This window comes from Aeoliella mucimassa (genome assembly GCF_007748035.1).
Taxonomy (GTDB): Bacteria; Planctomycetota; Planctomycetia; order Pirellulales; family Lacipirellulaceae; genus Aeoliella; species Aeoliella mucimassa.
Genome location: NZ_CP036278.1, coordinates 2,129,782 through 2,148,920, shown reverse-complemented (window position 1 = coordinate 2,148,920; position 19,139 = coordinate 2,129,782). Strand labels below are relative to the sequence as shown.

17 protein-coding genes are annotated in these 19,139 nt (G+C 57.5%); 10 read left to right on the top strand and 7 right to left on the bottom strand.

What is annotated here, in order from left to right:
- Nucleotides 1–3 precede the first annotated feature (3 nt).
- From nagB to Pan181_RS08620, 5 genes are all read left to right on the top strand, one after another.
- Nucleotides 4–1,998 (top strand): glucosamine-6-phosphate deaminase, encoded by a 1,995-nt coding sequence (nagB, locus tag Pan181_RS08640; RefSeq protein WP_231943789.1) that lies wholly within the window; start codon nt 4–6, stop codon nt 1,996–1,998.
- Between the two features lie 1,322 nt (nt 1,999–3,320).
- Nucleotides 3,321–4,535, top strand: coding sequence for a GIY-YIG nuclease family protein (locus tag Pan181_RS08635; RefSeq protein ID WP_197529058.1), 1,215 nt, complete (start codon nt 3,321–3,323; stop codon nt 4,533–4,535).
- Between the two features lie 143 nt (nt 4,536–4,678).
- Nucleotides 4,679–6,547: a glycerophosphodiester phosphodiesterase gene (locus Pan181_RS08630; protein WP_197529057.1), complete on the top strand. Its 1,869-nt coding sequence runs from the start codon at nt 4,679–4,681 to the stop codon at nt 6,545–6,547.
- A 133-nt stretch (nt 6,548–6,680) separates the two neighbouring features.
- A complete protein-coding gene (locus tag Pan181_RS08625) occupies nt 6,681–8,033 on the top strand; it encodes an alpha-L-fucosidase (protein ID WP_197529056.1) in 1,353 nt (450 codons plus the stop codon).
- A gap of 63 nt (nt 8,034–8,096) precedes the next feature.
- Complete coding sequence (locus Pan181_RS08620; protein WP_145244898.1) at nt 8,097–9,038, top strand: IS5 family transposase; 942 nt, start codon at nt 8,097–8,099, stop codon at nt 9,036–9,038.
- Between the two features lie 124 nt (nt 9,039–9,162).
- On the opposite strand, the gene Pan181_RS08615 is transcribed toward Pan181_RS08620, so the two are convergent.
- Nucleotides 9,163–11,280, bottom strand: coding sequence for a PEP-CTERM sorting domain-containing protein (locus Pan181_RS08615; protein WP_145246440.1), 2,118 nt, complete (start codon nt 11,278–11,280; stop codon nt 9,163–9,165).
- A 174-nt stretch (nt 11,281–11,454) separates the two neighbouring features.
- Between Pan181_RS08615 and Pan181_RS08610 the strand changes: the two genes are divergently transcribed.
- Nucleotides 11,455–12,606, top strand: a complete 1,152-nt coding sequence (locus Pan181_RS08610) for a hypothetical protein (protein WP_145246439.1) — start codon at nt 11,455–11,457, stop codon at nt 12,604–12,606.
- A 26-nt stretch (nt 12,607–12,632) separates the two neighbouring features.
- Here Pan181_RS08610 and Pan181_RS08605 read toward each other — a convergent pair whose 3' ends face one another.
- Together Pan181_RS08605 and Pan181_RS08600 are read right to left on the bottom strand one after the other, a co-directional pair.
- Nucleotides 12,633–13,145 carry a hypothetical protein gene (locus Pan181_RS08605; RefSeq protein WP_145246438.1) on the bottom strand — a complete coding sequence of 171 codons (513 nt, stop codon included), beginning with the start codon at nt 13,143–13,145 and terminating at the stop codon, nt 12,633–12,635.
- Between the two features lie 22 nt (nt 13,146–13,167).
- Entirely contained in the window at nt 13,168–13,443 is a 276-nt protein-coding gene (locus Pan181_RS08600) for a hypothetical protein (protein WP_197529055.1), read from the bottom strand.
- A gap of 306 nt (nt 13,444–13,749) precedes the next feature.
- Here Pan181_RS08600 and Pan181_RS08595 point away from each other — a divergent pair, with 306 nt between their 5' ends.
- Together Pan181_RS08595 and tsaE are read left to right on the top strand one after the other, a co-directional pair.
- A complete protein-coding gene (locus Pan181_RS08595) occupies nt 13,750–14,271 on the top strand; it encodes a hypothetical protein (protein WP_145246437.1) in 522 nt (173 codons plus the stop codon).
- A 100-nt stretch (nt 14,272–14,371) separates the two neighbouring features.
- Nucleotides 14,372–14,821 (top strand): tRNA (adenosine(37)-N6)-threonylcarbamoyltransferase complex ATPase subunit type 1 TsaE, encoded by a 450-nt coding sequence (gene tsaE / locus Pan181_RS08590; RefSeq protein WP_145246436.1) that lies wholly within the window; start codon nt 14,372–14,374, stop codon nt 14,819–14,821.
- A 5-nt stretch (nt 14,822–14,826) separates the two neighbouring features.
- Here the strand turns inward: tsaE and hslU are convergent, their stop codons facing one another.
- The 3 genes from hslU to Pan181_RS08575 form a co-directional block, all read right to left on the bottom strand.
- Nucleotides 14,827–16,170, bottom strand: coding sequence for an ATP-dependent protease ATPase subunit HslU (gene hslU, locus Pan181_RS08585; protein ID WP_145246435.1), 1,344 nt, complete (start codon nt 16,168–16,170; stop codon nt 14,827–14,829).
- Complete coding sequence (gene hslV, locus Pan181_RS08580; protein WP_145246434.1) at nt 16,167–16,700, bottom strand: ATP-dependent protease subunit HslV; 534 nt, start codon at nt 16,698–16,700, stop codon at nt 16,167–16,169. The genes hslU and hslV overlap by 4 nt, the downstream gene beginning before the upstream one ends.
- 83 nt (nt 16,701–16,783) lie before the next feature.
- Nucleotides 16,784–16,975 carry a hypothetical protein gene (locus tag Pan181_RS08575; protein WP_145246433.1) on the bottom strand — a complete coding sequence of 64 codons (192 nt, stop codon included), beginning with the start codon at nt 16,973–16,975 and terminating at the stop codon, nt 16,784–16,786.
- Nucleotides 16,976–17,052: 77 nt separating this feature from the next.
- On the opposite strand from Pan181_RS08575, the gene Pan181_RS08570 reads away from it, so the two are divergent.
- Together Pan181_RS08570 and Pan181_RS08565 are read left to right on the top strand one after the other, a co-directional pair.
- Nucleotides 17,053–17,679 carry an isochorismatase family protein gene (locus tag Pan181_RS08570; RefSeq protein ID WP_197529053.1) on the top strand — a complete coding sequence of 209 codons (627 nt, stop codon included), beginning with the start codon at nt 17,053–17,055 and terminating at the stop codon, nt 17,677–17,679.
- A gap of 216 nt (nt 17,680–17,895) precedes the next feature.
- Nucleotides 17,896–18,114, top strand: coding sequence for a carbon storage regulator (locus Pan181_RS08565; protein ID WP_197529052.1), 219 nt, complete (start codon nt 17,896–17,898; stop codon nt 18,112–18,114).
- Between the two features lie 54 nt (nt 18,115–18,168).
- Here Pan181_RS08565 and Pan181_RS08560 read toward each other — a convergent pair whose 3' ends face one another.
- The gene (locus Pan181_RS08560; protein ID WP_145246431.1) at nt 18,169–19,080 is read right to left on the bottom strand and encodes a cell division protein FtsQ/DivIB; all 912 of its coding nucleotides are present in this window, start codon (nt 19,078–19,080) and stop codon (nt 18,169–18,171) included.
- Between the last annotated feature and the right edge of the window lie 59 nt (nt 19,081–19,139).

Genomic DNA, 19,139 nt, shown 5'->3' with positions numbered 1-19,139 from the left:
GCTATGAGTACTGTTTCTGAACGCCCTTCGAATCGACCTTCCGAATCTTCGATGCAACTCCGCTTCGACAATGTCCCTTTGGATGAAGTAGAAAAGATCCCTTGCCGCGTGTTCCGTCACGCCACGCAAGCCAGCCTGGCCGTCGCGCAGCAGATTGCCGCGCTCATTCGCACCCGCGAAGGCGAAGGTCGCCCTTGCGTGCTGGGTCTCGCCACCGGTAGCACCCCGGTCGGCGTGTACAACGCGCTGGTTCGCATGCACCAGGAAGAAGGCCTGTCGTTCCGCAACGTCATTACCTTCAACCTCGACGAGTACTACCCCATGCAACCTCACGAGCTGCAAAGCTACGTGCGGTTCATGCATGAGCACTTGTTCGACCATGTCGATATCGATCCGGCCAACATCCACATTCCCGATGGTACGCTGGTCGACACCGACGTCGACGATTACTGCCGTCGTTACGAGCAGGCCATTCAGCAGTGCGGCGGCATCGATCTGCAGCTGCTCGGCATTGGTCGCACCGGCCACATCGGCTTCAACGAGCCAGGCTCCGGCCGCAACAGCCGCACCCGTTTGATCACGCTCGACCGCATTACGCGCCGTGATGCAGCGAGCGACTTCTTCGGCGACGACAACGTGCCTCGCCGGGCGATCACCATGGGTGTCGGCACCATTCTCGACGCCCACCAAGTGGTGATCATGGCCTTCGGCGAAGGCAAAGCACGCATCACGGCCGAAGCCATCGAAGGCGAAATCACCAGCTCGGTCGCTGCGAGCTTCCTGCAAAAACATCCCAACTCGCAGTTCTTCATCGACGAAGCCGCGGCCGAGCACCTGACTCGCCGCCGCTGCCCGTGGACGCTCGGCAAGGTGAAGTGGGACGAAACCCTCATCCGCAAAGCGGTCATCTGGCTGGCTCAGCAAGTCGACAAGCCAGTGCTCAAGCTGACCGAGGAAGACTACAACGAGGAAGGTCTGCAGGACCTGGTCGCCACGCGCGGCTCGGCCTACGAGATCAACCTGCAAGTCTTCCGCTCGCTGCAGAGCACCATCACCGGCTGGCCCGGCGGTAAGCCCGACCACGAAAAGAAGCCGGGCGATCGTTCGCAGGCCCACGAACACATCTATCCCAAGCGGGTGCTGATCTTCTCGCCGCATCCGGATGACGATGTGATCTCGATGGGCGGTACGCTCATTCGCCTGGTCGACCAAGGTCACGAAGTGCATGTCGCCTACCAGACGTCGGGCAACATTGCCGTGTTCGACGACGACGCGATTCGCTTCGCCGAGTTTGCAGCCGAATTCAATCGACACTTCGGCATCGATCCCCAACGCACCGGGGAGCTCGAAGCCCACATCGAAGAGTTCGTCAAAAACAAGCAACCTGGTCAAGTCGATAGTCCTGAAGTTCAGTTTATCAAGGGTATTATTCGTCGTGCCGAAGCCCGGGCAGCCACCCGCTTCTGCGGCGTGCCGGCCGAGCAACTCCACTTCCAGGACCTGCCGTTCTACGAAACAGGTCGGGTGCGGAAGAAGCCGCTCGGCGACGAAGATATTCAGATGACGATGGATCTGTTGAACAAGGTTCAGCCGCATCAGATTTACTGTGCTGGTGACCTTTCCGATCCGCACGGCACGCACCGCACCTGCTTGGCTGCCGTGCTGAATGCTTGCCTGCGATTGAAGGAAGAATCGTGGTATCAGGATAGTGCAGTCTGGCTGTACCGTGGTGCCTGGCAGGAATGGGGTCCCCACCAGCTCGAAATGTCGGTGCCGATCAGCCCGCAAGAGCTGATGCGCAAGCGGGCGGCGATCTTCAAGCACGAATCACAAAAGGACAAAGCCCTGTTCCCAGGATCCGACCCACGCGAGTTCTGGCAACGTGCCGAAGACCGCAACCGCTCGACCGCCCAACTGTTCGACGCCCTCGGCCTGGCCGAGTACGAAGCGATCGAAGGGTTCGTCCGCTGGAAGGGCGACCTCGACACGGTGCTGTAACAGCCCACGATCTCACAACGAAACCCGCCAGGCTCGCACCGCCTGGCAAGATTCTCGACCGGAACAATCACCCGATTGTTCCGGTCTTTTTTATGCGTGATTAGCAACGATTCCCCGAAGCGAGAAATAGATTCCCAATGTTCCCACCGATGGGAAAATTGAATCCGAGCCCACCCTATAAAACAAGCGGTTTTCGCGCTCGAATAGATTCCCATTTCCCAAAACGCATCCGATGGGAATCTATTTTTGCGATGAGAAACAATCGCAAGTCGTTTGTATGCAGTGAGTTACACCAACACCTCCGATCAATGTGCCCAAAATAGATTCCCACCCATGGGAAACTATTTTTGGGAGGAGTCAGGGAGCAGGATTCGGGGGCCAGGGGAGTTTGGATTTATGATTTCTGAATGGTGATTTCTGAATGGTGATTTCTGACTTGCGGATGTCATCTTGAGGGAGCTTCCAGCGACCGAAAGATCTCAGCCAGCCATTTCGAACGCGCTATCAACGAGCGCCCCGTAGCGTGGGTCCAGGAGCTTTCAGCGACGCAGCCCCACGGCCGCTTAACCAACCGCGCAGCAGCGAACGCCCACGTCGGCAAACCATCGCCAGCGCGTCGTTAAGCGTTCGAGTTCCTCGGAAACATCACATCTCACTCCCCTCCTTTCATCAATAAGCCAACAGCCTCAGCCACCTGTTCATTAGACCACCACAGGTGGCCATTTTCCAGTGAAAAGTGTTGAGCGACGAAGAAAAGGTTCTCCTTAAGCTGCCCGACAGTGCAGAGTGACGATATTGCACGCATAACACCGCAGCTAGTCTTAGGTAGCGTGAAAAAGGCTACGTCGAACAGTACCAACCCCCACCAGGGAAAACAGCTATTAGGCACCGTCAGATGGCACAAGCATACTATTAGCCAAGATGAAATAAGTCGAACCGTAGTTTTTTGTCTACAAATACCGCTTTAGGTGTTTACTTGGGGCGTGAATATCTTCGCTAGGTCATGACACGGCACAAGGCCGGAATAATAATGGAAACAAATGGAGCCACTCCCTATCGTCTGGGATAGCTTGACGATGTTCTAATCTTATCGGGGGGAAACGATGTCAGAACACAATACCTCAAGGTATTGCCCAGAGTGTGGGGCCAAGGTCAAGGCTCCTATTGAAGCCTTTAGTACTCCCAGAAAGTGCCCAAAGTGTGGCACGATTGTCTCGTTTATCGATTCACCCAGGGCACCTATACATGTCCCACAGGAGATACCACCGCAGCAGTCAAAAGACTGGTTCGACTACTGCACCTATGCATGCTTAGTCCTTGTAGTGCTTATCTTATTGTTCAGTGTGTTCTCTTTGCTAATGGGCAATTCTCAGTTCATACTACTATTGGGGGTGCTTGCCCTAGCTTCTTCAGGGTTTTTGGCTATCTATTTCTCTCAGTTGCACATCAGCATCCGCAAGTCGTCTGAGGCCCTCGAGGCAATGACTGAAAACTATGCATTGCGTTCCCGAGCTCTTGAGGAAGCGGTCAACATAAACAAGGGTTTTAAACTCAACTTTGATGAGTTGGTGAATGACGAATATCGCCGCCTGGCCGAAGAGGTCAAGCAAGAACGCGACGAGTCCATGGAACGGATTGCTTGGGCTGAAAACAAGGCTTCAACTGTCGACGCACTAGGAAAACGTTTCCTTAAGGACAGTGTCAAGTGGATATCATCAAGGCTAACTCCTAACAATTACACTGCATCACGAGACAAGCTTCAAAAGGTCATCGATTTTTGCCGAAAAAGTGACTTCGTAGTTACCGGAAACGAAGAGAGTGAGTTGTTTGCGGCACTAAAATCTGAATACGAGAAAGTACTTCTCGCAGACCATGCCCGCCAAGAGCAAGCTCGCATCAAGGCGCAGATCCGAGAAGAAAAGAAAGCAGAGAAGGAATTAGAGCGTGAGATGCAACGCGTCGAATCCGAGCGCAAGGCTATCGAACTAGCTCTTGAGAAAGCTCTAAGCGAATCGGCTGATCAGCACAGCACTGAAATCGAGGCACTGCGAGCGAAACTACTGGAAGCTGAAGAAAGGGCAAAACGCACCCAGTCCATGGCGGAGCTTACTAAGGCTGGTTACATCTATGTTATTTCCAACCTTGGTTCCTTTGGTGTGAGTGTATTCAAAATTGGGATGACAAGAAGACTGGAACCGATGGATCGAGTCAAAGAACTGGGAGACGCATCGGTACCCTTCCCCTTTGACGTTCACATGATGATTTCTTGCGACAATGCTCCGGCATTGGAGCATGCATTACATAAAGCATTTCATCACCGCAGGGTTAACAAGGTTAACCTTCGCAAAGAGTATTTCAGTGTATCAATCGAAGAAATCGCACAACAAGTGGAAGCATTGCATGGCGAGGTTGAGTTCGTTGCGGACGCTGAAGCATTAGAATTCTATGAGTCCCGCGATATGTCCCCTGAAGACTACGCTTATGTCACAGGGCAACTGGAGGCCATCGGTGCTCTAGACGACGAGGGAGATATGTGATGGTTCAGATCTCTAAATAAATCCCCACCCTCCGCCGTTTCGATGTTGGTTCTCTTGCCAACAATGGTAGTATGGTTCGCAGCCATTGGCCGGCAGGTGAGGCCGAGCGGCTGAGGCCCCTTTTGCAACTTGGGAGAACTGCAATGGCACCGTCGAACGCCCCCCCTACCCTCGCCCACGATGTGGTGCAGCACATTCGCTCGTCGTGGAAATCGTTGGTGTTCACCGACATTGCGTTCAAGGTGCTCGCGTTCGTGGTGCTCACTCCGCTGGTGAGTATATTCTTTCATGGCATGCTTGCCTTGGGAGGAAGCTCGGTGGTCTCCGACATGGACATCCTGTTCTTCTTCCTTGGCCCGGTGGGATGGATTTCGCTGATCGTGATCGGGGGGCTGTGGCTGGCAATTGTTGCGCTCGAGCAAGCAGCCCTGCTGGGGATTCTCGCCTGCGATACGCGACCGAATCATTTGCTCACAACGGTTGGACTCCGTTTTGCCGCAAGTAAGGCCTGGCCTTTGTTACGAGTGACCATGCGGATCGTGGTTTGGACTCTGCTGGCGGTGTTACCGTTTCTGGTGGTGATTGGTGCGATCTACATGAGCCTGCTTACCGAGTACGACATCAACTTTTATCTAAAAGAGAAGCCGCCAGTGTTTCTGTGGGCGGTGGCGCTGGCAGCCATCTGCCTGACCGGCATGACTGTGCTACTGCTGCGCTTGGCTTGCAACTGGTTTCTGGCGTTGCCGCTGGTGCTGTTCGAGAACATCGCCCCGCAGCAGGCGTTGCAGGTGAGTCGCGAGCGAGTAGCCGGGCATCGACGCAAACTACTGTTCTGGATCGTCGCCTGGTTGATCGCGACATTCGCACTCGGTGGCATTGCCTCGGGTCTGGTTGGACTACTCGGCAGGGCCATCACGCCCGACTCGTCGGCCTCGCTGCGATTGCTGGCATTCACGGTTGGCATCACCTTGTTGCTGTGGACCGTGGTGAATCTGGCGGTCAATTTGCTCAGCACGATTTCGTTCAGCTCGCTGCTCTACAGTTTCTATCACGAGTTTGGCACCAACTGCACCGATCGCGAGTTGCAGGCGACGCTTGAAGCAGCGGTCGACGACAAGAAACCTTCGGCCATCAATCACCGACGCATCGTCGTTGGTGCAGTGCTGGGATTTGCGATAGCCCTCGGCGTGGGTATCGTGGCGATTCGCAATATTTCGCTGGAAGACAACGTAAAGATCATGGCCCACCGCGGGGCCTCGGTCTCCGCGCCCGAAAACACGATGGCTGCGTTTCGTCAGGCGATCGAAGACGGGGCCGACTTCATTGAACTCGACGTGCAGGAGACTGCCGATGGCGAAGTAGTGGTGGTACACGATAGCGACTTCATGAAGCTGGCGGGCAATCGCCTGAAGATTTGGGATGCGAACCTGGCCGATCTTGAGTCGATCGATATCGGAAGCTGGTACGATGCAAAGTTCAACGCCGAGCGTGTGCCGACCCTTGGCGAGGTGCTCGATCTCTGCAAGGACCGCATCCATGTGAATATCGAGCTGAAATACTACGGGCACGATCAGCAACTTGAGGAGCGTGTGGCCGAACTTGTCGAAGCGCGAGGGATGACCGACCAGGTGATGGCGATGTCGCTAAAACGTGACAAAGTCGAGAAGATGAAATCGATTCGCCCGGAGTGGAAGGTTGGTCTACTGATGTCGGTTTCGGCTGGCAGCATGAGCAAAATGAAGGCCGATTTCCTGGCAGTGAATGCGAGGTTTGCGAACCGCCGGCTGATCCGCAGCGCCCACCAGAATGACAAAGAGGTTTATGTGTGGACCGTGAACGACGCGGTGAGTATGTCGACCATGATCAGCCGCGGCGCCGATGGGCTACTGACCGACAACCCGGCCCTCGCCCGCTCGGTGCTCGAACAACGAGCCGAGATGGGAGCGGCCGAACGCCTGCTGCTCGAGCTTTCGAGCATTCTCGGCGTGCAACCCGAGATCGGCGAGCAGTAGCCGCGCCGGCGTGGAACACTGCGGCTGAGCATTGCACCTGACAAGTCGCGTTTTCCGCGGAAAACGGCTGCAACCGGTTCGGGCAAGCGCTATACTCTACAGCGTTCTCCTCCTCCAACGAATGGATAGCCCGATGCCATCAGTCTCTCGGCGACGCTTTCTGCAATCGGCAACGGCCCTCGGCGTCACGCAAGGCCTGCTGCAGTCGCCCGCTTCGCTGCTCGCTCAACCGCCAGTCACAGCCAATAGCAACACAGGTGGTACGATCGAACTTGCTCGGCCCACTGCGGCTCAACAACGTTGGCAAGACTGCGAGCTTGGCTTGATCTATCACTTCGACATGCCGGTGGCCGCCGGCGATACCGCACCGAATAACACCACTCGCAAGCGTTTTGATCCCGCGTTGTACAATCCTACGAAGCTCGACACCGATCAGTGGATCGAAGCGGCCAAAGCCCTGGGGGCGAAGTACGCGGTGTTTACCGCGACCCACTTCAATGGCTTCATGCAATGGCAAAGCGATCTTTATCCCTACGGGGTGAAGCAGGCGAAGTGGCGCGATGGCAAAGGGGACGTGGTGGCCGACTTCGTGGAGTCGTGTCGCAAGGCCGACATTTTGCCGGGCATTTACTTCAGCACGCATCGAAATGTGTACTGGGAAGTGTGGGGCCACTATGTCGACTGGGGACGCGGCCGCGGCACTGAGAAGCAGCAGCAGTTCAATCGCGTGGCGGAGAAAATGACCGAAGAGCTTTGCTCGCGGTATGGCCCGCTGGTGCAGATTTGGTTCGACGCCGGCGTGATGACTCCCCAGCAAGGTGGCCCCGACGTGCTGCCGATCTTCGAGCAACACCAGCCCGATAGCGTGTTCTACCATAGCGGGCAGCGTTCGGATCATCGCTGGATCGGCAACGAAGCGGGGCACGCCGGCTCACCATGCTGGGCGACGATGCCAGCCGCTAGCGATGGCGAGTTCGTGTCGCACAACTCCTCGCTATGGAAACCTCACCTCCACTCCGGCGTCGCGGGGGCCGCCCGCTGGTCGCCAGGCATGGTGGATGTTCCGCTGCGAGGGGCGAACGGAACACACAACTGGTTCTGGTCGCCGAATCAAGACGACGACGCGCTGTCCCTGTCGACATTGGAGACCATGTACGACCAGTCGGTGGGGCGTAATTGCAACTTCATCCTCGGCGAGGTAGTGAACTCCGAGGGTCTGGTGCCGGAGAGCGATATTGAGCGACTGCAAGCGTTCGGCGATCGGCTCCGCGAGCGTTTTGCGACTCCGGTTGGCGAGACCAGCGGCTTTGGAGAACTCGTGGAACTTACCTTCGCTGCTCCCCAGCGGGTTGACCAAGTCGTGTTAATGGAAGACATCGAACAGGGGGAACGGGTCCGCAGCTACGTGGTCGAGGGCCGCACGGAGGATGGAGCCTGGCACCCGCTAGCGAAAGGACAATCCATTGGGGCCTTGTTGAACAATTAGTCACAAACCTCCGTAAAAACTAACGTGGAATGGAACCACGTACCTTTTTTACGGAGATCGAACATGGCTACGAAAGAAAAACGAACCTACAAAGTCACGAACTGGAAGGAGTATAACAAGTCGCTCATCGAGCGTGGAAACATCACTATTTGGTTTAGCGACGAGGCGTTGGAGAACTGGGAACATCCTAACGACCAGACAAAAGTCGGTCGCCCTTTTGTCTTCAGCGATACGGCGATCGAGTGCTTGCTGACGATTCGCGAACTGCTGAAACTTCCCTATCGGCAGACTGAGGGATTCGGCCGCTCGCTGGTGGCGATGTTGGGCGTCGAGGCAGCGATTCCCAATTATTCTTCGCTCGCCAAGCGAGCCAGCAAGCTGAATGTTTCGCTCGATATCGCTAACAAGAGGGGCGACATCGATATCGTGGTGGATAGCACCGGCATGAAAGTGTTTGGCGAGGGCGAATGGAAGATGCGGACGCATGGCAAGTCGAAGCGGCGGACATGGCGGAAGCTGCATTTGTCGGTGAATCCTGACACCCGCGAGATTGTGGCGGAGATTTTGACCGAGAACAGTTGCCACGATGCCGATGCGGTTCCCGAAATGCTGGAGCAGGTGGAGCAGCCCGTAAAAAAGTTTCACGGCGACGGTAGTTACGACAAGTGGAAGGTTTATGAAGGGCTGGAATCCGAAGGCATTGAGCCGGTGATTCCGCCGCAGCACAACGCCAAGATCAAACAACATGGCAACTCTGCGGAGGAGCCTTTGCCCCGGGACGAGGCAATTCGTCAGATTCGACGCAAGGGGCGTAGGAGTTGGAAAGAGGAAGTGGGCTATCATCGTAGAAGCTTGGCGGAAACGACCATGTACCGAGTGAAACAAAGCTTTGGGAGCCATCTCAAAAACCGAGTATTCGAAAACCAACAAACGGAAGCCCGCTTGCGCTGTAAAATCATCAATCAATTCACCCAACTCGGGCTTCCACAGTTCGAGTGGAGTTAGTCAACAAGGCCATCCATTGGTCATAAGTGGATTCACCGGTTCGACGCGACGCAACTGAGCGCCCTCCGGCTGCGCGCCACCGCGGTGGCCACTCCCAGCATCCGCAAGTTGGCCGCCTATTAACTCATTCGGTCGCAGTGGAATCACGGTGGCGCCGACGAGCAACCACGCACAAAGCCAGACCGAACAACGTGAGGACCGAAGTCGCAGGCTCGGGCACCGCGCCACTGGTGAGTTGGGCGAGGTTGCCATCGAGCACGGTGCCAAAGTTCTGCTGCCAGACATCGTAGTCGTGCTTGGTGACGTAGCCATCGCCGCTGGCGTCGGCGATGCCGGTGTTCAGGCCGAGATGGTCTCGCCAGACCGTGTAATCGGCGAGATTCACGATGCCATCGGCATTGAAATCGCCGACCGCGCGACCGTCGTAGTTGGCGAGCAGCAGCAAGTGATCCGCCTCGTCGATCACGCCATTGTTGTCGAAGTCGCCATCCATCCAGTAGAGGTCCTGCTGGGTGGAAGATTTGCCCATATTGGCTGCCAATGCGGCAACGTCGAGTTGATCGACATCGCCATCAAAGTCGGTGTCGCCGGCCCGAGTGGTTCGATACATCACCGCCCGCCAGGCTTCCTCGACACCATCGGGGTTCACGCCGACACCGACGATCGTGGTGCCATCGTCCGAAATGGCGGTCGCCTGGTTAAGTCGCCAGCCCTCGAAGTCGAGGCCGTAGTCGCCGGCCAGCACGCGAGCCAGCGGGCGCATGCCGTGTGTTTCGTCCCAAATAAATGGCACTTGAGTCCGCCCAAGTTCGTCCAGGTCGCCTTCGAGCCATGCCGACGAACTGGTGGCATCGACCGAGGTGAGATACGCCTGCCCGATAATCGCGCCGGTCTCGGCCGACACGTCGACCGCTTCGGAGCCAACAAACTCAGGCCCTGGTGCCATGCGGAACGGTCGCAGGTCTCGCCAGCCGCTCTCTTCGGTCCACATCACGGCTTGATCAAACGGAGCTGGCACCGCTGGCCATGGTGGCAGTGTCAAATCTTCCCAGTACAGGCGGTCGACTCCTACTACGATTTTGCCATCGGCCGACACCGCATTGGCGATCGTCTGTTGGTTCGGAGTGGGATAAATGGCAATCACTGCCCGGCCTGGGTTCCCCAACCCCTGCATGCCCGTTTCTTCGGTCCATAGGAACGGCTGAGCTTGATCGAAATGAATCGCGTCGGTTGCTGAATAAGGACTGCGAAACGCGTTGCCCACAATCACGTTTCCATCGGCACTTACGTCGACCGCTTCACTGGCCGAGTCCGTGGTGTACGCCGGCAAGGTGCCGAGGTCTTGCATGCCAGAAGCGTCGGTGTAGCGAAACGCGCGTTGAAAGTACCCAATGGGAATCGGCGCGAAACTTGGAGGATAGAAGTCGTCGACGCCGACCACTACTTCACCGTTTCGTGAGGTCGCTCGGGCTTCGCTCGTTGCATATCCTTCATGCAGGTGCCCTAGCCCTTCCACGCCGGAACCAAGCGACCAGCGAAACGCCTCCTGGCCGTGAAGGCCAAAATCGTCGCGCGAGGCCGAATCGCCCACGATATAATTGCCATCGGCCGAAACACCTCGGCCAGTGCTGCTGCCAGGCGCGCCGTTGGGCAGCAGGCCCAGCGATATCATGCCGGTTGCCTCGGACCAAGCGAACGCGGTGGTGGTGATCGCCCCGGCGCTATCTGCCATGGCGGCCTGCCCGGTAACGACGTTGCCATTGGCCGACACGTCGTACGCTGCGCTCATCAGCCCTGCCTGCCCTAAACTTCCTAGCCCACGAAACTCTCCACGTGGCTGGGGATAAATCCAGCCGAGAATATTAGGTCCCGAAACCCATTGGCGATTGCCGCGATTAGCGGGATCGACCGAGAAGATCGACCCGTTGATTTCGTTGACCAGCGGATCGAGGGGGCCAAACTCCTCGGTGAGAGTCCACGGAGTGAGTGCGTCGCCGGTGTTCACGTTCAAGTCGGGCGCGGCAACCGTGAGATGCAACTTGCCATCGATCACCGAGTGCGAAATAGCATCGGGCGCACCGGTATCGATCCAGGTGCCTTCGAGAGTAATCGCGCCGATTCCCCCCACGCCTGGCGGGGAGACATGCACCGAATCAACCCACCAAGGCAGATCGGTTTGCGACCATGCCGGAGTGGCTAACAACAACAACCCGACCGCTAGCAAGCTGTTTACGCGTAACATCGGTCATCCCCCAAGAATAGGATGAGTGCCCCTCATCGACGTCGATTCTAGCGGATCTCTGCAAGTGGTCAAGATTGTTGAGGTTCGTCGGTATGACTGCCAGCAGAGCGACGAACTGGTGGTTTGTGGTAAAATAGCGATCCTACGATTCTAAACTTTGATGGAGCGATAGTCATGATTGGTAGTTTTAACCCTCGATGCTGTTGGTTGCTTATTGCTACGCTCACTCTGGCTATTGGCTGCCGAGAAAAGCAAGCGGACGAACCGGTGAGCAACTCGCCCGAGGTACCAAGGACTGGCGAGTCGAACGGCACCCAGGTCGTGCCAACGCTCAATACTCCACTCACCGACTGGAGCAACGTGCTGTGGTGCGCTACGTTCCAGGTGGCCTGGAACCGCGCGGGCGACGATGCTCTTGGCGAGCCGCTGCAGGTCGAGCATGCCGAAGAGATCGCCAGCCGGCTGAATCAGTCGGAAGTCAGCGCAGCCGACCTCCCGCCTGGCAGTTTCTATGCGGCCGCTGGACTGACCGATCAGAGCATCGTGCAGACCATTCACGCGGAGATGAAAAAGCAATTTCCCAGCGTCAGTCCGCCGACGTTCGAGCAGGCCGACGGATTGGTAGCCTACTGCTACATGGATGCACAAGTGAAGTTCACCACTCCGTTCGAGGAGTGCACGCTGGAGTTCACCGATGGCGATGGTGAGAAGAACCGCGTGGAAGCATTCGAACTGCACCATGGCCACGATTGGGAGCTTAGCTCAAAGCAGTCCAAGCAACTGAAACTGCTGTTCCAGGTTCCCGAAGATGTTACGTCGTCGACTTTGGCGGAGTTTGCCATCGATCTGACCGCGGACCAGGAGGAAAATCAGTTGCTGGTGGCCGTGGTGCCCCGATCCGAGACGCTGCAAGAGACCATCGAACATGTCTACGAGCAGATCGCAGCGAATCAAGATCAGGCATTTGCCTTCGAAGGCGACGAAGTGCTACGGGTGCCCAACGTGGTGCAATCGGTGGTGCATGAGTTTAGCGAACTCGAAGGTTCCGACAAGCTGATTCTGGACAAGGTTCATCCACCAGGCCATTTCATTTCGAAAGCGGTGCAATCGATCAAGTTCCGACTCGACAAAGGGGGTGCCGCAATCGTTTCGGAAGCGGAACTCGAAGCGACACCGGCCGAAGCCGCCCCAGGTGGGATTGAATACGAATACGTGGTCGACCGCCCGTTTCTGTTGATCATGAAACGCCGCGCAGCGAAGCACCCCTACTTTGTCGCATGGATTGATAATTCAGAAGTGCTCGAGTTGCAGAAACTTAACGAGTAGCGGTCCCAGGGGATCTACTCGTTCGCTCACGAATTACTGTCGGCCAGAGCCTCTCCCTGTGCTGGCTCGCTTATCATGTGCAAGTGCTGATGATCGATGACCAACACAAAACGAATTTCCTGGTCGGGCCCCGCATACAACGAGCAGCGATAGTGCGCGTGGTGGAGCCGCGCTTTCCCGATCATGTAGTACTCTTTGGTTGCGTCCATGTAATCGGCGATCTTCTCACGTATCAGCACGCAATCTTTTAATTTACTTGCCGAGCGGACTCCCCCCAGCCCCGGCTGCTGGGCGAGGGCTTCATCGAATGCGGCGAGTGTTTCGTCGTCGGTAGGATAGTCGAGCGCGACCTTCTCTCCCGAGGTCACGGGACCAAGTACCGTGATGATCTGGGGCAGGTCCTTGGGTGGTTTGATCTGCCATAACCCCACGACCACGGCGATGCACGTGAAGGTGGTCGCTAGCAGTAAGGTGCCAAGGCTGAAGCGAACCCACTGGCGAAGTGCATGGCTGCGTTTACCCTCAGCTTGCTCCGTCATCACAGGCCTCCTTGGTTTGACGTTACTGAGAGAGCTTGCCAACAAAACCAAGCTCAGCAAAGTTCTCGGCCTTTAACGGATCGATATACCGCATTGAGTTGATCACCTCATACTCAAGCACGACGAATCGAGCGCCGAGTGAGTCGGGATTCTGTCGCTCCAGTAGCAACAAAGAGTCGGTCGTCATGAATCCCTTGAACGGGATATGCTCGTTGAGCACCGTGGTCAGGATGCCCCGGCGTTGGATCGACGCGGGCCACTTGAGAAAGGTCTGCTGCCATTGGGCACTATTGGCCATCGGTAATCCTTTGTGCTACGGCCGGGAGGTACGGGGTGCGGCATTTTGCCGCCGGCAATGTACGCGGGAGTCGTCCAACCTGCAAGAGAAACTCCCCCCTCGGACTGACAGCGGAGAGCAAGTTGCGGTATATTTAGAGGCATCAGGATCGCCGAAAATGGATGCTTGCATCCAGTATCGAGTGCCCGAACGGTCACTCCCCTGCCCTTGGGCACAGAACGTGGGCCCCAACTGGGCGTAACCGGCGTGCCTTGGCAACCACAACTCGCTGGGAAGAGCAAACCTGCCGTGAAAGAAACCACGATAATGAACGCCTGGCCGTCGATTGCGGCCACGAACCTGGGTCGGCAACTGGGCCGGTTGTTTCGGATGGGCCCGCGAATCTCGGTACTCACGGTGCCAACTCGCCCCGGCTGGTTCATCGCCTTGGCCACGACTCCGATCACTGCGTTCCTGTATTTTAATAAAATCGTGCCGCGGACGCCGCTGGTATTGTTTGGTGCCCAGAACCCGTGGTGCCGACGCTATCGGTTGACGAACAAGCAGGTGATTATCGAACACCCGTTCGATGCACTTTCGACCAAACGAGCCGACCAGGCGACGTTTGCCAAGATTGGACTTACCGAGTTCGATACCGCTGAACTCGAAGAGCAGTCGGGCTACGAATGGTATCGGGCGAGCGACATCGTGTTTCGCCGCGAAGGCAAAGAGGTACTGCGACTCCCCGCGGTACCACACGCCGAGGCGTTCCGGCAGACTTGCCTCAAGGCTCGCCAGGCGGTGATCGGTGTGGCCGAAGCCAACAAGCCTGCCGCTGCTGCTAGCTAAGCCACGTTCTACCTGAGGCTGTCGCGACTCTCGCCAGAGTTGCGCAAAGAGAGACCTTCGCCATTGTCGCTTTACACTCCCCTAGCGCACCTATCCCCGCATGACGACCTACACCTATACGAGCCGCAGTCTCGACGAGACCGATGAACTAGGTCGGCAGATCGCCGCTGCTGCTGAGCCAGGCGACGTGCTTGCCTTGGTCGGTACGCTCGGGGCGGGCAAGACTCGCCTGGTGCAGGCCATTGCAGTCGCACTCGGCAACGCGGTCGAATCGATCACCAGCCCCACTTTTGTGCTGGTGAACGAGTACACCCGGGGCAAGTTGCCGCTCTATCACTTCGACGTCTATCGTTTGAAGGACGACGACGAGTTCCTGGAACTCGGTGCCGAAGAGTACTTCGACCGCGACGGAGTTACCCTGATCGAGTGGGGCGATCGCGTGGAGCACTTGCTCCCCGAACGGGCGACCGTGATCACGCTCGAAATCGACCCGAACGATCATCGCGTGGTCACCATCACTGGTTCACTCGCCGCGCGGCTGCCAGCGTAGCCCACTTACAAGATGAACTTGCTCAGATCTTCGTTCGAGGTAACCTCTTCCAGGCGTTCGCGAACATAAGCGGCGTTGATCTGCACCTTACCCATTTTCATATCGGGAGCCTCGAAGCTGAGTTCCTCGAGCAACCGCTCCATGATGGTGTAGAGCCGGCGAGCACCGATGTTCTGGGTCGACTGATTGACCTGAAAGGCGTAGCTGGCCAGGGTCTCGAGGGCGTCGGGCAGGAACTCTACCTGCACCCCTTCGGTCTCCATCAACGCGGAGTACTGCTTGGTGAGCGCACTGCGCGGTTCGGTAAGGATGCGGACGAAGTCATCCTTCGTCAGGTCGTTCAGCTCGACACGAATCGGGAATCGGCCTTGCAACTCTGGCATCAGATCGCTCGGCTTCGCACGGTGGAACGCCCCGGCGGCCACAAACAGAATGTGATCGGTGCGGACGTAGCCATATCGCGTCTGCACGGTCGTGCCTTCGACGATCGGCAACAAGTCGCGCTGCACCCCTTGTCGCGAAACATCGGCCCCGCGACCACCGTCGGAGGCAACCACCTTGTCGATTTCGTCGAGAAAGATGATGCCCATGTTCTCGGCCAGTTCCACCGCCTTGGCGTTGACGGTCTCCTGGTTGATGAGGGCTTCGCATTCCTGTTCGAACAGCACCCGGCGAGCCTCGGCCACGGTCATCTCGCGTCGCGACACGTTCTTCGGCAATATTTTGTCGATCATGCCTTGGAAGTCGAAGTCCATTTGATCGTTGCCCGGTCCCATGCCGGGAATCATCATCGCTTGGGCTTTCTGCTCCACCTGCACCTCGACGGTGCGCTGCTCCATTTCGCCGGCGAGCAGCATGGCTTTGATTTTTTCGCGGGTTCGTTGGTAACGTTCCGGCGAATCGGGCGAGTCGACTCCCACGTCGAACGTGTTCGGCTGCGGGGCGAGCATATCGAGCAACCGCTCATCGACGCGACGCTTGGCTTCCTCTTCCACGTTGGCTTGCTCTGCTTCGCGAACGATGCCAATCGCGTTTTCCACCAGCTCGCGAACCATACTTTCGACGTCGCGGCCGTAGTAACCGACTTCGGTATACTTGGTGGCCTCGACCTTGATGAACGGCGCTCCTGTGAGCTTGGCCAGCCGACGAGCGATCTCGGTCTTACCGACACCGGTTGGACCCATCATCAAGATGTTCTTGGGAGCGACTTCCTTGCGCAGTTCTTCGTCGAGTTGCTGGCGACGCCAACGATTACGAATGGCGATGGCCACCGCCCGTTTGGCATCGGCCTGGCCGACGATATGACGGTCGAGCTGTTCGACAATTTGGCGGGGGGTCAGATCGTTCACGCTATTTCCTCAATCACCACGTTGCCATTCGTATACACGCAAATCTCGCCCGCAATCTTGAGCGACTTCTCTACGATCTCGCGAGCCGATAGATCGGAGTGTTCCACCAGAGCGCGGGCGGCCGACAAGGCGTAATTGCCGCCGGAGCCGATGCCGAGCACGCCGTCGGTTGGTTGAATCACGTCGCCGGTGCCCGAAACAAGCAGTGTGTTTTCGGCGTCGGCCACCGCGATCAGCGCTTCGAGTCGGCGGAGCGCGCGATCGGTTCGCCATTCCTTCGCTAACTCGGTCGCTGCGCGTGGCATGTTCGAGGGATGGTCGCGCAGCTTCTCTTCAAACCGTTCAAGCAAAGCAAACGCGTCGGCTGCCGCTCCGGCGAAACCTGCCAGCACGTTGCCGTCGGCTAAACGCCGCACCTTGCGGGCGTCGGCCTTCATCACGGTTTGGCCCAGGCTCACCTGTCCGTCGCCGCCCATGGCAACGCATCCATCTTTACGCACGGTAAGTATGGTGGTCGATCGAAATTTCATCCGCTGTGTTCCTTTGAGTTAAATCTGCACCTCATTGTCGCAGATCAGGCATCGATGCCCAGGGGCCGCTTCCACAACCTTACCTAGCTCTGTTCGTGCTTGCGAGCGGTCACCCGCGGCAACTTCTTCGCCTTGCAAAGCACCTGCTTGTCGTTGGCCACCCGCCCACACTTGGTGCAGTAATGGTTCGCCTCGGCGACCAGCAACGCCAGCTCGCGAGCATTCTCTTTCAGCTCCGACTTCGACCAATCGCAAAGACTCTTGGAGTTCGACAATTCGTCCCCTTTATTGGAATTCCGGCTACATTAGGCTGGCTGGGATTAATAGGCTTCAATTGGTATTCTAGTTCGTTATGGACGAGAAAGAACTGCAAAACCCAGCATCCGACCGACTCTTGCCGCGCAGCCCCGACCTGATGAACGCTGGCGACACCTTGCTGTGCCTGGTCGATTTCCAGCAGCGACTCATGCCGGCCATCGCTGGCCAAGAGCGGATTGTGTGGAACGCGGGCCGACTGGTCGACGGGGCAACCGCACTAGGCGTCGAGATGGTGGTTACCGAACAGTACCCCGAGAAACTTGGCCCAACGGTCGAGTCGCTGGCCACTCGTTTGAATACCCCTGCGTCGGCGAAGCTTATGTTCAGCTCGGCTTGCTGCACGCCGGTGTTCGCGGAGCAAATGGAGCAACTCGGCGAGTCGGGCCGACATCGCGTACTGCTCGCGGGTGTCGAAACCCACGTTTGCGTGCAACAGACCGCCTACGATTTAATGGCCGCTGGCTTCACGGTTTACCTGGCGACCGACGCAACGGGTTCGCGATTCGATAACGACTATCAAATCGCCCTCCGGCGGATGGAATCGGCCGGCGTGGTGCTCACCACCACCGAGGCGGCGCTGTTCGAATGGTGCGAGCGGGCAGGCACGCCCGAGTTCAAACAAATTAGCGCTTTGGCCAAGGACGCCGGCCCCGAAGCCTGATGGACACCCCATTCGGGCCCCCTCAGCACCAAGACAGGGCAAATAGGCAGCTAAGGCAAGACCAACTCTTGTAAAGAATCCGCGCGATCGCTTGCGTGAGCGGAGTTGCAGCGGTACGCTGCTAGAAACCTGGTATTACTGGGTAATTCAGGTTGGGAATTGTTGTTTCCCACGACCTGTCCCTATACTCCCTCACGCAACCGAAGGAACAACAGCGTGCTCGTGCTTTCTCGCAAAGCGGGCCAGACTATTCAGATTGGCCCCGACGTGTCGGTCACCGTGGTCAAGCTGAGTTCCGGGGCCGTACGGTTGGGTATCGTGGCACCCCCCGAAATGGCAGTCGTCCGTGGCGAACTCGCCGCGGAGATCGAAGCCGAACTCGAGGTGCCCACCGAACCGCTTAGAATCTTTAACGGCGACAAAGCCGATCAGTAAGCAACCGCACTAGACTCAGTGCGGTCGGCTCGCCGTAGCAATAACACGGGCGAGCTACTTTATCACTTCCGGCTCTTGCGCCACGCGGGCTTCCACCTGCAAGGCATCGCGCACGTCGATCAACTGCGGCGAGTTGATCGTATCAAGCCGCCCATGCTGTTGAATGTATCCAGAGAGTCGCGTGAGCTTTTGCTCGAACGTACTCTCCCCCGGCGGAGCGAATCCCGGCGCAGCTCCCCAGCGGATGATCGTTCCACCGCTGGTTCGCAGGTCGTACACGTAGAAACGATGCGTGCGGGCGACTTCCGGGTACTCCGACGGAATGATGTCGAGCAAGCTGTAAGCATCCCACAGCTGTCGTAAGTTGGCAGCAATCCGCACCGCTCCTAGCATGCGGCTGTCGGTCCACGCGGCTCCTACCAGAGGACGATCGGGCACCGAGTTGATGCGCGGTAGATACGTCTTCTCGACTTCGCTCAGGTCCCCGTCGGGCAAGCGGACCCCTTCGGCATCCACCGGCAACAGCTCTCGGGTGTCGTTGGCCACGAACTCGGCGACCGCGATCGGTTCGCGATACTCGAGCGTCACCTCCACACGCCCTGGCCCTACCAGGTCAACGCGTTCTACCTTGCGGATCCAGGGATGCAGCTCAAAAGCATCGACCAGCTGCTGCTGCACTTCGGCAGGATTGTCGAGCAGGGTGAGCGAATCGGTAAGTCCCGAATCGCGGAACACTTGCGACTTCACGTCGGTACGAATCCAAGGGGGAAGCGACTCGGGAACGAGTTGCACGGTATCCATCGTCAGCCGATACTCCGGCGACGACGTTAGCTGCAGGTTCACGCTGTTCCAACCTTGGCGGGCGATTACCCCCACCACGATCAACACCGCGACCCAGGCAAGCCGGCGAGGTTGCAGCCATTGGGTCACAAACGATAGAGGCTGGGATTGCTCTTCGTCAGCCATACGTAGCTCGATAGGAAATAACAGAGACCGAAATCGCGGAAGCAAACCTACGGCGTGCT